Genomic DNA, 12,503 nt, shown 5'->3' with positions numbered 1-12,503 from the left:
CCGCTGTTGACGGACACCACCTGCACCGCACTCGACCCGGCCACCGGCTGCAGCAGCCACTGCTGGTTCGCCTTGCCGCTGCCACAGGTCCACTGGAGGACCTGCGCGCCATCGGCGGTCGAAGCTCCGGTCACATCAAGGCACTTGCCGCTGTTGACGTTGGTGGCGGTGGTGGCCGTCGGACCGGCGAGCGGGGTGATGGCGACGTTGGCGAAGTCGGCGTGCTGGAAGCCGCCCACACCCAGGCCGATCTGGCCGACCAGGTGGCTGCTGTCCATGACCGAGGCGACCTGCACGTGGTCGATGGAGGCGGTGATCGAGTCGCCTGTCATCGCGAGCGTGAGGTTGTGCCAGGTCCCGGCGCCCGCACCGGAGTAGCTGCCGCTGGCCAGGACGGTGTCGGTACTGGAGCGGTCCTCGGTGAACAGCGTCCAGGTGCCGGTGTCGTCGATCTTCAGGTGGTAGGCGGAGCGGTCGTGGTCGACGTGGTCGATGCGGCCGAGCAGCTCGGCGGAGCTGCCCGACTGCTCGAGGTTCACATCCGTGCCGGCCTGGTAGTTGTTCCACCTCGGGTCGCCCAGCAGAGTGGCCGGGGTGTAGTTCATGTCCGAGTGCCAGGGCAGCGGGGCCTGGGTGATGACCTGGCGCAGGCACATCGGGGTGCCGGCCCCGGCCGGGCATTGCGCGGTCTCGAACGCGCCGGCCCAGTCGTGGAAGTACTGTGCGGTCGCGCCGGTCTGGTAGCCGCTCAGGTCGGCCTGGTAGGGCAGCGGGAAGGTCTTCGCCGCGGGTGCGGTGGCGGTGCCCTTGCCCTGGCCGGTGGTGGTGGTCACGGTGTACACGTAACCCGGCTGCAGGGTCAGCGTGTACTTGCCGGCACGGGGGGTGACGTCCTGGGTGTGGACGAACCACTGAGCAGGGTCGGTGCTGTTCATGTTGGTGGCCCAGACGTGCACCGTACCGTTCGAAAGGCCACCGGTGACCGTGAAGTTGGCCGTGGTCGCGGCCGCGGCGTCGGTGGTCTCGATGACGCTGCTGTAGTCCCTGCCGGACTTGAGGGTGACGTAGCTGCCGCTGTGCGGGTCGCCGCCCAGGCCGGTGCCGGGCAGGTAGCCGGTGGCGCCGTCCAGGTACTTCGAGCCCTGCTTGGCGAACTGCGTGGTGTGGGCCATCACCCAGATGTCGCGGCCCACTTGGTAGTTCCCCGACCAGGGCTGGTCGGCGGCCATCAGGCCGGCGCCCGCGAAGGGCAGGTTCGAGGGCCAGGAGCTGACCAGCGCCCATTTGATGTCCGCGGTCATCTTGGCGTCGATGTACTCGCGGTTGACGTTGCGGGCCAGGGCCGACGGCTGGGAGCCGTAGCTGTCGTTGTCGTCCTCGGAGGCCCACAGCGGCTTGTCGAGCCCGATCGCGGTGCTGCTGCCCGGGCAGCCGGTGTACGACGGGGTCGAGTGCCAGCAGGTGCCGTGCAGTCCGATGACGCCGACGGCCTTGTTGAAGGCGCTGTCGGTGGCCATGTCGGAGGCCACCGACCAGTTCACGTCGTCGTTGTCGGAGGCCACCAGTGTGGTGCCGTTGTAGCCGCGGCTGTCGAGGGAGGTGCGCAGGTTCTCGTACCAGGCCTTGTTGTAGCCGCTCTCGTTCCAGCCGCCCAGGTAGCCGATGTTCAGCCCGTGGGTCTTCGCGCAGCCCAGCCAGGACTGGATGTAGTTGATGTTGTCCTGCGACCAGATGCCGCCGTTCAGCCAGCCCGGCGCGGCCCACTCCAGGCCGTAGAACTTGATGTCGGGGTTGCGGGCCTTGGCCTGTGCCATGAGCCACCACTCGTAGCCGCGGTCGCAGTTGACCTCGGTGGAGGTGCGCATGTGGCTGGGCTCGGGGCCGTCGCTGGAGTTGGCGTCGCCGCCGATCTCCACTTTCAGCATCTGCAGCGAGGCGCCGTAGCCGGGCTTGAACAGGTAGTCCAGGATCTGGCTGCGCTGCGGCTCGGGGTAGTCGACCAGCAGCCGCGAGGTCGCCCCGCCGCCGCTGATCGCCCCGAGGCCGTCGAAGGTCCGGCCGGTCGAGGTGCCGTCGATCGTGATGGCCTGCGAGGGCGCGGGCGCGGTCGCCGCCGCGGTGGCGGCAGTCGAGGCGGCCGGCGCCGGGGTGGCGGTGAAGGCGGTGGCGAGGCCCAGGGCCAGCGCCGCGAGCATGGTCCCGGTTCGCGGCGCGCAGGGAGGTCTACGCACGAAGGTGCTCCAAATGAATGGGGGTGAGGGTGGGTTGTGGCGCCGTGACGGCCGCGGGCCGGGCGAGCGGCGCAGGCCCGCCCGGCCCGCGGGCCGCGGTTACGGCAGGGTCCACCGCTGGTTGGCGGCGCCGTTGCAGTCCCAGAGCTCCACCTGGGTGCCGTTGGTGAGGGCGGCGGCCGGATCGTCCAGGCAGCGGCCGGACTGGGTGCCCTTCAGGGTGCCGTCGCTCTGCGGGGTCCACTGCTGGTTGGTGCCGCCGTTGCAGTCCCAGAGCTCCATCAGGGTGCCGTTGGCGGTGCCCTGGCCGGTGGCGTCGAGGCACTTGCCGTCGTGGGTGAGGGTGCCGTTGGCCCAGGTCCACACCTGCGAGGCGCCGCCGTTGCAGTCCCAGAGCTGCACGGCGGTGCCGTTGACGGTGGAGTCGCCGTTGTCGTCCAGGCACTTGCCGGGCAGTGCGGAGGCGACCGCACCGGTCTGGGTGCCGGGCGTGCCGGGGGTGAGGGCGAAGTTGTCGAACTGGTCGGTCTGGTAGCCGGTCACGCCCAGGCCGGCCTGGCCGTTGGTGAAGCTGGTGTCGGTGGCGCTGCCCACCGCGCTGCCGTCGATGGTCGCGGTCAGCGCGCTGCCCTGCATGGTGAGGCCGACGGTGTGCCAGCTGCCGGTCCCCAGCGCCTTGGTGGTGCCACTGGCAAGGGTGGTGAAGTTCCAGCTGGTGTCGCTCTTGTCGATGGACCAGGCGCCGGTGTCGCTGACCCGCAGGTGGTAGGCGTTCAGCCCGTTGTTGTTGCGGCCCTGCTGGTTGACCCGGCCGAGCAGTTCGACGGTGCTCGCCTGCTCGAACATGGTGTCGGCGGTCACCGTGTAGTTGGACCAACTGCCGTCGCCCATGATGGTGTACGGCGCGTCATAGGGCTCGTTGGTCCAGCGGATCGGCGTGGTCGGGGTCATCTGGCGCAGGCAGGTGCCGGTGCGACCGCCGCCGCAGGCGACCGTCTGGAACGCGCCGTTCATGTCGGTGAAGTACTTGGGCGAGGTGGTGGTGGCCGGCGTCTCGAAGCCGTCCGAGTACGGGAGTTGGAGCGGTGCGGCGGCCGGGGCGGTCGCGGTGCCCTTGCCCTGGCCGGCGGTGGTGGTCACGGTGTACACGTAACCCGGCTGCAGGGTGAGCGTGTACTTGCCGCCGCTGGGGGTGACGTCCTGCTGGTGGACGAACCAGGAGGCGGGGTCCGTGGAGTTGAGGTTGGTGGCCCAGACGTGGACCTTGCCGGTGGACAGGCCGCCGGAGACGGTGAAGTTCGCGGTCTGGGCGGCGGTGGCGTCCATGGTCTCGAGGACCGTGCTGTAGTCCTTGCTGGTGGCCGACTCCAGCGTCACGTAGCTGCCGTTGGCGCGGTTGCCGCCGAGGTAGCCGCTGGCCGAGTCGATGTAGCGCCAACCGGGCTGGGCGAACTGGGTGGTGTGCGCGGTGACCCAGGTGGTCTTGCCGATGCTGTAGTTGCCGGACCAGGGCTGGGCGGCGATCGACATGCCGTCGGTGGAGAAGAAGAGGTTGGGGTAGAGCGCCGCGATGACCGGCCAGTTGATGAACGAGGTCATCTTGCCGTCGAGGTAGTCGCGGTTGATCGCGCGGGCGACGGCGGGGGCGCCGTCGTTGGCGTCCTCGGAACCGTTCTCACTGGCCCAGAGCGGCTTGCCGAGCGACTGCGCGTTCGCCGTGCTCGGGCAGGAGCTGAACGAGCCGAGGTAGCCGCACGGGTAGTGGACGCCGACGATGTCCACGGCGTTCTTGAACGCCGGGTCCTTGGCCATGTCGTCGGCCACCGACCAGTCGCTGTCGGCGGCCACCACCTTGGTGCCGGAGTAACCGTGCTTGGTGAGCGCCGACTTGAGGTTCTCGTACCAGGTCTTGTCGTAGCCGCGCTCGTTCCAGCCGCCCAGGTAGGAGACGTTCAGGTGGTGCTGCGCGGCGCAGCCCATCCAGGACATCAGGTAGTCGATGGTGTCCTGGGACCAGAAGTTGCCCGAGCCGCCGTCGATCCAGCCGGGCGCGCCCCAGGACAGGCCGTAGAACTTGATGTTGGGGTTGCGGGCCTTGGCCTGCTCGGCGAGCCACCACTCGTAGCCCTGGTTGCAGTCGACGGTGCCCTTGGTGTGCTCGATGCTCGGCTCGGCGCCGTCGGTCGAGTTGGTGTCACCACCGATCTCCAGCTTGAGCACCTGCAGCGAGGCGCCGTAGCCGGGCTTGAACAGGTAGTCGAGCAGCTGGCTGCGCTGCGGCTCCGGATAGTCGACCAGCAGGCGGGAGTTGCCGCCGCCGCCGGAGATGGCCCCGACACCGTCGAAGGTCAGACCGGGCTTGGTGCCGCTGAGCGCAACGGCCGTGGTGGGAGCGGCTGTGGTGGAAGCAGTCGTGGGGGAAGTAGCCGTGTCGGCGACAGCTGGCGTGGTGAGGGTGGTGCAGCCGATGAGGAGGAGGGCTGCGCTGAAGGCGGTTCGGAATCGCGCGGGCATGGCACTGCGACCCATGGGGGGACTCCAGGGGTAAGGGTGGGGGATTGGGTTCAGACCTGCTCAATATGAGGGCCAAATGAGCAAGAGTCAACAAGTTCGAACGAATTGCGACTATCGTGCGTCCGCCGTCCGCCATTGCCAACGCGCCCCCATCGACGCTTCCAGTGGCCGAAGTTGACGGGTAGTCGAGGGAGATCCCGTCAGCAGCCACGGCAGCCGGGGACTGATGTCTAGACAATTGCCGACGCCGAGCAACAATCTCCGAACCGTCCGAACAAAAACCCTCGTGCCCATGTGACATGGTGCCAACGCGTGGACGATGACGGCCGCACGGCAAGCCGTCGCCCAGTCCCTGACCGTCTGCTCGACGCCGAAGCGCCGATCCTCAGCCGTTGTCTTTCCGAGGTCGGAACCAGCGCGGACGCTGTCCGGCCTCGCATGGTCGAGCGGTGGGACGCCGATGCCGCGGGCCCCGTCCTTGCCGGTCGGCTGCGTCTACCCCTGCCGGTAGGCGCGGGCGGGCGGGGCAGCTGCGGCGACCGGAGCGCGGAGCACGGATCCGTCCGGGCCGGCCGGGTGGTCGAGGCCGTGGCGGGCGGTGGTGATCAGCAGGTAGCCGCCGGTCGGGGTGAGGCAGACGGAGGTGGGCTGGCGGGCGGGGAGGCGCAGGGTCGTCAGGTGGGTGCCGTCGGGGTGGTAGCGGTGGACAGCACCGTGTCCCCAGATCGCCACCCAGAGGCAGCCGTCGGTGTCCACGGTCATGCCGTCTGGGGAGCCGCCGGCCGCCGTGCGGGCGAACTCCTCGTGGTCGGTCGGATTGCCGTCGGCGTCGAGGGCGTAGCGGTGGATGACGCCCGCCGCGCTGTCGGCGACGTAGAGGAGGTCGCCCGTGCTGTTGAAGGCGGGGCCGTTGACGATCGTCATGCCGTCGAGGACGCGGTGCACGGAACCGTCGTGGTCGGTGCGGTAGAGCGACCCGGCGCCGGTGGTGCCGTCGTAGGGCATGCTGCCGGCCCAGAAGCGGCCGTGCGGGTCGCAGACGCCGTCGTTCATCCTGGTGGGGACAGGGGAGCCGTCCTCGGGGCGGGCGAGCCAGTCCAGACTGCCGTCGGGGCCGAGCAGGGCGATGCCCGTGCCGGCGGCGGCGATCCAGTGTCCGGGGCGGCCGCCGACCGGCGCGACGGCGCCGAGCGGGACGTCGAGGCGGGCGATCTCGCGCGGAGTTCGCGGCCCTGTGAGGTCGGGGACGTCGAGGAGGCGGCCGGCGAGGATGTCGACGTACACGAGCCGTCCGTCGATCCAGCGGGCGCCTTCGGCGAGTTCGTGGTCGCCGGCGGCCCAGACTTCGACCTGGCCGGGCAGGTGGCTTGAGAAGGACATCGGGACTCTCCGGGAGGGCTAGCGCAGGGTGGTGCCGGCGGGCTGGTCGAGGAGGGCGAGGTCGCGGCGGGTGGGTAGGCCTTCCCAGTCGCCTCGGGTGGCGACGGCGAAGGCTCCGGTGGTGGTGGCCCGGTGGAGGCGGCCTTCGACGTCGAGTCCGTCGAGCAGGCCGGAGAGGTAGCCCGCGACGAAGGCGTCGCCGGCCCCGACCACGTCGACGACGGGCACCCGGCGTGCGGGCGTGCTGGCGGTGCCCTGGGCGGTGGTGACGCTCGCGCCGTCGCCGCCGCGAGTGACCACGACCTCGCCGCGCCCCTGGGCGAGCAGCGCGGCGATCGCGTCGTCCTCGGGCAGGGACGGGTCTTCGCCGACCAGGTGCAGTTCGTCGGCGGAGGCGACCAGCACATCGGCGAGCCGGGCCAGTGGCAGCAGGGCGTCGCGGGCCCGGGCCGGTGACCAGAGGCGGGCACGGTAGTTGACGTCGAGGCAGACGGTGATGCCGAGTTCGCCGGCCCTGGCGGCCGCCGCGTGGACGGCTTCGGCCGCGTCGGGACTCAGGGCGGGGGTGATTCCGGTCAGGTGGAGGAGGCGGACGCCGGGGTTCAGGGCGGGCAGGACGTCCGCGGCCCGCACGGCCGAGCCGGCCGAACCGGCGCGGTGGTAGGTGACGTTGACGAGGTCGGCGATCTTGTCCTCGCGGGCCAGCAGACCGGTGGGGCGGCCCTCGGTGTCGAGGCGCGCGTGGCTGACGTCGACCTGTTCCGCCCGCAGCGTGCGCAGGACGAGCGCGCCGAACTCATCGTCGCCGACCCGTCCGACCCAACCGACCCGGTGTCCGAGCCTGGCCAGGCCGATGGCGACGTTGGCCTCGGCACCGGCGACGGAGAGCTGCATCGGTGCGCCGAGCCTGACCGGGCCGGTGGCCCGTAGGGCGGCCATGGTCTCGCCGACGGTGACGACCTCGAGCGGTGGCGAGCCGGTCATGCCGCGATCTCCTCGGTCAGGGCGGTGCGCCAGCCGGCGGCGCGCGCACGAAGGGCGTTCAGGTCTCCGCCACTGGCGGCGTCCCCGATCAGCGGTGAGCCGACGCCCACGGCGACCGCGCCGGCCGCGAGGTAGGCGAGCGCCAGGGCGGCGTCAACACCGCCGACGGGGACGAACGGCACGCCGGGGAAGGGGTCCCGAAGGGCCTTCAGGTAGCCGGGGCCGCCCAGGGAGGCGGGGAAGAGCTTGACGGCGAGGGCTCCGTTCTCCTTCGCGACGATCACCTCACTCGGCGTCAGCGCGCCGATCAGCAGGGGCAGTTCCGAGGCGGTGCGGCGCAGGTCGTCGCCGAGGCCGGGAGTGACGAGGAAGTCCGCGCCGGCGTCGGCGGCGCGGGCGGCGTCCGCACCGGTCAGCACGGTGCCGGCGCCGAGCGTGGCGTGCGGGCCGAGTTCGCGGCGGGCCTGCTCGATCACCCACAGTGCGTCGGGGGTGGTCAGCGACACCTCGGCGGCGGTGATGCCCTCTTCGGCGAGGACGAGCACGGTGCGCAGCGCCGCGTCGCGGTCGGTGCCGCGCACGATGGCCAGGGTCCGGTACGGCAGTTCGGTCAAGTGCATGGGGAGGCCCTTGTCGGTCAGTCGGTGCGGGTGCTGGTCGCGGTGATGTCGAGGTGCCAGCGCAGTGCCCCGCCGGGCGGCACCTGTGCGGCGTCTCCCGGCCCGGCCTCGGCGAGGTCGAAGACGGAGCCGAGCATCGGCTCGACCCCGATGCTGCGGTAGGGGGCCGACGCGGGGAAGCCGCGCAGGTTGCGCCAGAGGGCGACGGAGACCGGGATGTCCGCGTCGGCGTGCAGGGAGAAGGTGAGCGTGTCGGGGCCGTCGGTGACCGTCACGCTCGCGCAGTCGGTGAGGATCGCGCCGACCGCGGTGCCGTCGTCGGGGCCGAGCCGGTCCAGGCGCAGGCCGCGCGGCGCCGGCCACGGTCCGGTGACGTGGTGGGCCCCGTCCGGCCAGGGCTGGGCCAGCAGCTCGGCCGCCTCGGGGAAGAGCCGGGTCGGCGTGGCGTCGGGTGCGGCCAGCCGGGCGTCCGGGGTGACGTCGAGCAGGGCGTGGGCTGCCCACAGGAACCGGTAGCCCGGGTCCGCGTGCAGTTCGTAGCCGATGCGCAGCGCTGCCGGTCCGCTGTCGATGCGTCGGCTCAGGACGAAGTCGGGGCAGTGCAGGGTGTCTGCGTCGCCGTCGCGTTGCCAGGGCCGGGACCAGGCGTCGCCGTGGTCGGGGGTGCCGCGCACGGTCGGTATGCACTCCTCCAGGCCGCCGGCGTCGATGAAGGCGTCGCCGGGGCGGACAGTGGCGCGGGCCGGGTCGGGGCGGTGCCAGAGCCAGTCGCGTTCGCCGGCTCTCAGCGAGGTCCATCGGCCGCCGTGGGCCAGGTCGGTGCGGATGGCGATGGGCAGGTCGGTCACCACTCCGCGAAGGACCCGTCAGTGTGGTGCCAGACGGGGTTGCGCCAGCGGTGTCCGGTCTCGGCGGCGCGGCGCACGGCGGCCTCGTCGATCTCGATGCCCAGGCCGGGGCCGACGGGCCGGGTGGCGTGGCCGTCGGTGAAGCGGAACGGCTCGGGGTCCAGCAGGTAGTCCAGCAGGTCGTTGCCGCGGTTGTAGTGGATCCCGAGGCTCTGTTCCTGGATGAGGAAGTTCGGTATGGAGAAAGCGAGTTGGAGACTGGCGGCGAGGGCGATCGGGCCGAGCGGGCAGTGCGGGGCCATCGTGACGTCGTGGACCTCGGCCAGGGCCGCGATACGCCGGACCTCGGAGATGCCGCCGGCGTGCGACGGGTCGGGCTGGGCGACGGCGATGCCGGTGGCGAGCACGTCGCGGAAGTCCGAGCGGGAGTAGAGCCGCTCACCCACGGCCAGCGGAACGGACGTCGAATCCACCAGGCGGCGCAGCTCGCGGGAGTGTTCGGGGAGGACGGGCTCCTCGACGAACAACGGGTGCAGGGGCTCCAGCAGGGGCAGCACCCGCCGGGACATGGCGGTGGACATCCGGCCGTGGAAGTCGATCGCCACGTCGCGCTCGTCGCCGAGGACCTCGCGCACGGCGGCCACCCGGTCGATGACGGCCCGGGTCTGGGCGGGGGTGTCGATGGGCCGCAGCTGCGCGGAGCCGTTCATCTTGACGGCGGTGAAGCCCGCGTCGACCTGGGCCTGGGCGAGTTCGGCGACATGGGCCGGGCTGTCACCGCCGATCCAGGCGTACACCCGCACCCGGTCGCGGACGTGGCCGCCCAGCAGCTGGTGGACGGGGACGCCGTGGGCCTTGCCCGCGATGTCCCACAGCGCCTGGTCGATGCCGGCGACCGCGCTGGAGAGCACCGGGCCGCCGCGGTAGAAGCCGCCCTTGGAGAGGATCTGCCAGTGGTGCTCGATGCGCAGCGGGTCCTGTCCGACCAGGTAGTCGGCGAGTTCGTGGACGGCGGCCTGGACGGTCTCGGCGCGGCCCTCCACGACGGGCTCGCCCCAGCCGGTGATCCCCTCGTCGGTGGCGACGCGCAGGAACAGCCAGCGCGGAGCGACGAGGAAGGTCTCCAGTGATGTGATCTTCATCCGGTCTCTCCCCGGTCGGCGTCGTCTATCAGGTGGCGGAGGTCGGCGTCGGCCTGGGCGAGCAATTCCTCGACGGCGCGGGCGGCCGCTTCGGCGTCCCGGGCGCGGACGGCGTCCAGGACGGCCCGGTGGGCGGGGACGGCGTCGGCGCTGTGGCCGGCACCGTGCACGATGTGGTCGCGCACCCGCAGGCCCGCCTCGATCACGACCTCCATGCGGGTGAGGAGTTCGTTGTGGGCGGCGGCCAGCAGCGCGCGGTGGAAGGCGAGGTCGGCCTCGACCGCGGCGTGGGCGTCGCTGCCCGCGGCGGCCATCCGGTCGAGGGCGTCCGCCAGCGCGGCGAGGTCGGCCTCGTCGCGGCGTTCGGCGGCCAGCCGGGCGCCGGCCGGCTCGACGATGCCACGGACCTCGCCGAGGTTGTCGAGGAAGGCCGCGTCGGGGATCCCCAGACCCTGCCAGCGCAGTAGGTCGCTGTCCAGCAGGTTCCAGTCGGCGCGCGGCCGCACGAAGGTGCCGCGCTTCTGGCGGGAGTCGATCAGTCCCTTGGACGCCAGGACCCGTAGCGCCTCACGCACGACGGTCTTGCTGACGCCGAGTTCCTGCTCGATCCGGTCGGGGTGGAGCGAGGCGCCCGGGGCGTACGTGCCACGGACGATCTGCTCGCCGATGACCTCGACGGCTTGCCTGTGCAGGCCTCGTACCGGGTTGTTCACGGCGGTCCCCCTTCCGTTGTCCTGCGCGGGCCGGTGGCCCGCGCGCCGATCAGGTGAGTGTTACGACGATGCTTTGACGACGGACCAGCCGCCATCCACCACCAGGTTCGCACCGGTGACGTAGGAGGCGTCCGAGGAGGCGAGGAAGGCCACGGCCGCCGCCACCTCCTCGGGCCGGCCGAAGCGCTTGGCGACCGTCTCGGCAACGCTGTCGGCCCGCCCGGCCTCGTCCACCCGGTCCCAGGCCGCGGTCATGATCGGCCCGGGCACGATGGTGTTGACCCGCACCTGCGGGCCGTACTCGACGGCGAGTTGACGGCCCATCGCGCACAGGGCGCCCTTGGCGGCCGCGTACGCGGGGTGCCCCGGCAGGCCGACCAGCGCGTGCACCGAGGAGGTGAGCACCACCGAGCCCTCGCTGTCCCGCAGGGTCCCGGCGAAGGCGCGGACCGCCAGCCAGGACGCCTTGAGGGTGACCGCGAGCTGGGTGTCCCACTCGACTTCGGTCAGCTCGTGGGCGGGCTTGACCACCACGGCGTAGGCGTTGCTGTGCAGCACGTCCAGCCGTCCGTAGCGGCTGCGCACGTGCGCGGCCAGCTCGTCCCACACCGCGGCGCTGGTCACGTCGCCGTGCCGGTACTCGGCCTGGCCGCCCTCGGCGGTGATGGCCTCGACCACGGCTCGGCCGGCCGGGTCGGCGATGTCGACGGCGATGACGGACGCGCCCTCGGCGGCCAGCCGCCGCGCGGTGGCGGCGCCGATGCCGCTGGCGGCACCGGTGATCAGGGCGACGCGGCCTTGGAATCTTCGACAGGTCTGCTCAGTCACGGCGTCACCGTAGCGCTTCTGATTAATTATGCAAATATCTTGACAGTCCTGGGCGCCCGGTCCCAGGATTCGAGCCCAGGACGACAGGCAAGCAGGCAGCGCGAGGCGGAAGCCGCCGCAGCTCCCGGACCACATACCCGTACGGCCGGTCGGCTTCCTGAACACCCCCACCCTGGTAGGAGCTCGAATTGATCACTACGCGCACCCGTGGTGCCGCCGCTGTCCTGGGCGCGGCTGTCGTTCTTGGTCTGACGGCCTGTTCCACCGGTCAGACCTCGTCGAGTGGCGCCGGCCCGGCCTCGGTCGCTCCGGTCAGTGGGAAGGTCTCCCTCACTTACCTGCAGAAGCAGGGCGACCAGCAGTACTTCATCGACGAGGCCAACGGTGCGAAGGCGAAGGCCGCCGAGCTGGGCATCGACCTGAAGGTGGTCAACCTGGGCACCGATGCGAACAAGGCCGTCAGCGAGGTGCAGTCCGCGATCGCGCAGAAGAGCAACGGCCTGATCGTCGTCGTGCCGGACCCGGCCGTCGGCCCGCAGGTCGTGCAGACGGCCAAGGACGCCAAGGTCGCCCTGCTCACCTCCGACGACCAGGTCTGCACCAACAGCCCGACCCCCGCACACTGCGACAAGGCCAACCTGGTCCCGCGGATCGGATTCTCCGGCCAGCAGATGGGCGCCCAGGTCGGCCAGCGCGCCGCCGAGGAGTTCAAGAAGGCCGGCTGGAACGCCGCCGACACCCGGGTCGTCTCCGCCTGGCAGCAGGACGTCACTGTGTGCGGCGACCGCGTGAAGGCCGCCAAGGACGCCTTCAACAGCGGTGCCGACGCGAGCGTGCAGAACATCGACGTGGCCACCGACAACACCCCGACCGGTGCGCAGGACAAGGTCGCGGCGACCATCACCGCCAACCCGGGCGTCAAGCACTGGGTGGTCTGGGGTTGCAACGACGAGAACGTACAGGGCGGCGTGACGGCCCTGCAGAACGCGGGCGTCAGCCCCGACAACATCATCGGTGTCGGCCTCGGCGCCTACCTCGCGTGCAAGGACTGGGGCGCCGGCACCCAGTCCGGCATGAAGGCCGCTCTCTTCATCAACGGCAGCGACGTGGGTGCGCTGGCCGTCCAGACCATGTACGACAACCTCAAGAACGGCAAGCCGATGCCCGCCGAGGCGTTCGCCCCGACCACGATGGTCGACGCCTCCACCTGGCAGTCCGCCGGCGTGAAGTGCAGCTGAGCCGG

At 71.4% G+C, this 12,503-nt stretch carries 10 protein-coding genes; 1 reads left to right on the top strand and 9 read right to left on the bottom strand.

The window, feature by feature from the left end:
- The 9 genes from P3T35_RS35375 to P3T35_RS35335 all read right to left on the bottom strand — a co-directional run.
- Nucleotides 1–2,231: RICIN domain-containing protein (locus P3T35_RS35375; RefSeq protein WP_280709181.1), on the bottom strand; the 2,231-nt coding region annotated here is incomplete at its 3' end.
- A gap of 99 nt (nucleotides 2,232–2,330) precedes the next feature.
- Complete coding sequence (locus tag P3T35_RS35370; RefSeq protein ID WP_280709179.1) at nucleotides 2,331–4,760, bottom strand: ricin-type beta-trefoil lectin domain protein; 2,430 nt, start codon at nucleotides 4,758–4,760, stop codon at nucleotides 2,331–2,333.
- A 480-nt stretch (nucleotides 4,761–5,240) separates the two neighbouring features.
- Entirely contained in the window at nucleotides 5,241–6,125 is an 885-nt protein-coding gene (locus tag P3T35_RS35365; protein WP_101383166.1) for an SMP-30/gluconolactonase/LRE family protein, read from the bottom strand.
- An 18-nt stretch (nucleotides 6,126–6,143) separates the two neighbouring features.
- The gene (locus tag P3T35_RS35360; protein ID WP_101383165.1) at nucleotides 6,144–7,109 is read right to left on the bottom strand and encodes a sugar kinase; all 966 of its coding nucleotides are present in this window, start codon (nucleotides 7,107–7,109) and stop codon (nucleotides 6,144–6,146) included.
- The gene (locus P3T35_RS35355; RefSeq protein WP_101383164.1) at nucleotides 7,106–7,729 is read right to left on the bottom strand and encodes a bifunctional 4-hydroxy-2-oxoglutarate aldolase/2-dehydro-3-deoxy-phosphogluconate aldolase; all 624 of its coding nucleotides are present in this window, start codon (nucleotides 7,727–7,729) and stop codon (nucleotides 7,106–7,108) included. Before P3T35_RS35355 ends, P3T35_RS35360 begins: the two co-directional genes overlap by 4 nt.
- 17 nt (nucleotides 7,730–7,746) lie before the next feature.
- A complete protein-coding gene (locus P3T35_RS35350) occupies nucleotides 7,747–8,580 on the bottom strand; it encodes a hypothetical protein (RefSeq protein WP_180356685.1) in 834 nt (277 codons plus the stop codon).
- Nucleotides 8,574–9,719 carry a galactonate dehydratase gene (gene dgoD, locus P3T35_RS35345; RefSeq protein WP_101383163.1) on the bottom strand — a complete coding sequence of 382 codons (1,146 nt, stop codon included), beginning with the start codon at nucleotides 9,717–9,719 and terminating at the stop codon, nucleotides 8,574–8,576. Before dgoD ends, P3T35_RS35350 begins: the two co-directional genes overlap by 7 nt.
- Entirely contained in the window at nucleotides 9,716–10,432 is a 717-nt protein-coding gene (locus P3T35_RS35340; RefSeq protein ID WP_101383162.1) for an FCD domain-containing protein, read from the bottom strand. Before P3T35_RS35340 ends, dgoD begins: the two co-directional genes overlap by 4 nt.
- Nucleotides 10,433–10,492: 60 nt before the next feature.
- Nucleotides 10,493–11,260, bottom strand: coding sequence for an SDR family oxidoreductase (locus P3T35_RS35335; protein WP_280709168.1), 768 nt, complete (start codon nucleotides 11,258–11,260; stop codon nucleotides 10,493–10,495).
- A gap of 188 nt (nucleotides 11,261–11,448) precedes the next feature.
- Here P3T35_RS35335 and P3T35_RS35330 point away from each other — a divergent pair, with 188 nt between their 5' ends.
- On the top strand, nucleotides 11,449–12,498 hold the full coding sequence (locus tag P3T35_RS35330) for a substrate-binding domain-containing protein (protein ID WP_101383160.1): 1,050 nt from the start codon (nucleotides 11,449–11,451) through the stop codon (nucleotides 12,496–12,498).
- Nucleotides 12,499–12,503 lie beyond the last annotated feature (5 nt).

This window comes from Kitasatospora sp. GP30 (assembly GCF_029892145.1).
GTDB lineage: Bacteria > Actinomycetota > Actinomycetes > Streptomycetales > Streptomycetaceae > Kitasatospora > Kitasatospora acidiphila.
Note: the sequence above shows the minus strand (reverse complement) of the source record. Positions and strands in the feature narration are given on the sequence as shown.

Excerpts from the sequence above, each read along its gene's own strand:
- P3T35_RS35365 (WP_101383166.1), bottom strand. The coding sequence starts at position 6,125 with ATGTCCTTCTCAAGCCACCTGCCCGGCCAGGTCGAAGTCTGGGCCGCC.
- P3T35_RS35360 (WP_101383165.1), bottom strand. The coding sequence starts at position 7,109 with ATGACCGGCTCGCCACCGCTCGAGGTCGTCACCGTCGGCGAGACCATG.
- P3T35_RS35370 (WP_280709179.1), bottom strand. The coding sequence starts at position 4,760 with ATGGGTCGCAGTGCCATGCCCGCGCGATTCCGAACCGCCTTCAGCGCA.
- dgoD (WP_101383163.1), bottom strand. The coding sequence starts at position 9,719 with ATGAAGATCACATCACTGGAGACCTTCCTCGTCGCTCCGCGCTGGCTG.
- P3T35_RS35355 (WP_101383164.1), bottom strand. The coding sequence starts at position 7,729 with ATGCACTTGACCGAACTGCCGTACCGGACCCTGGCCATCGTGCGCGGC.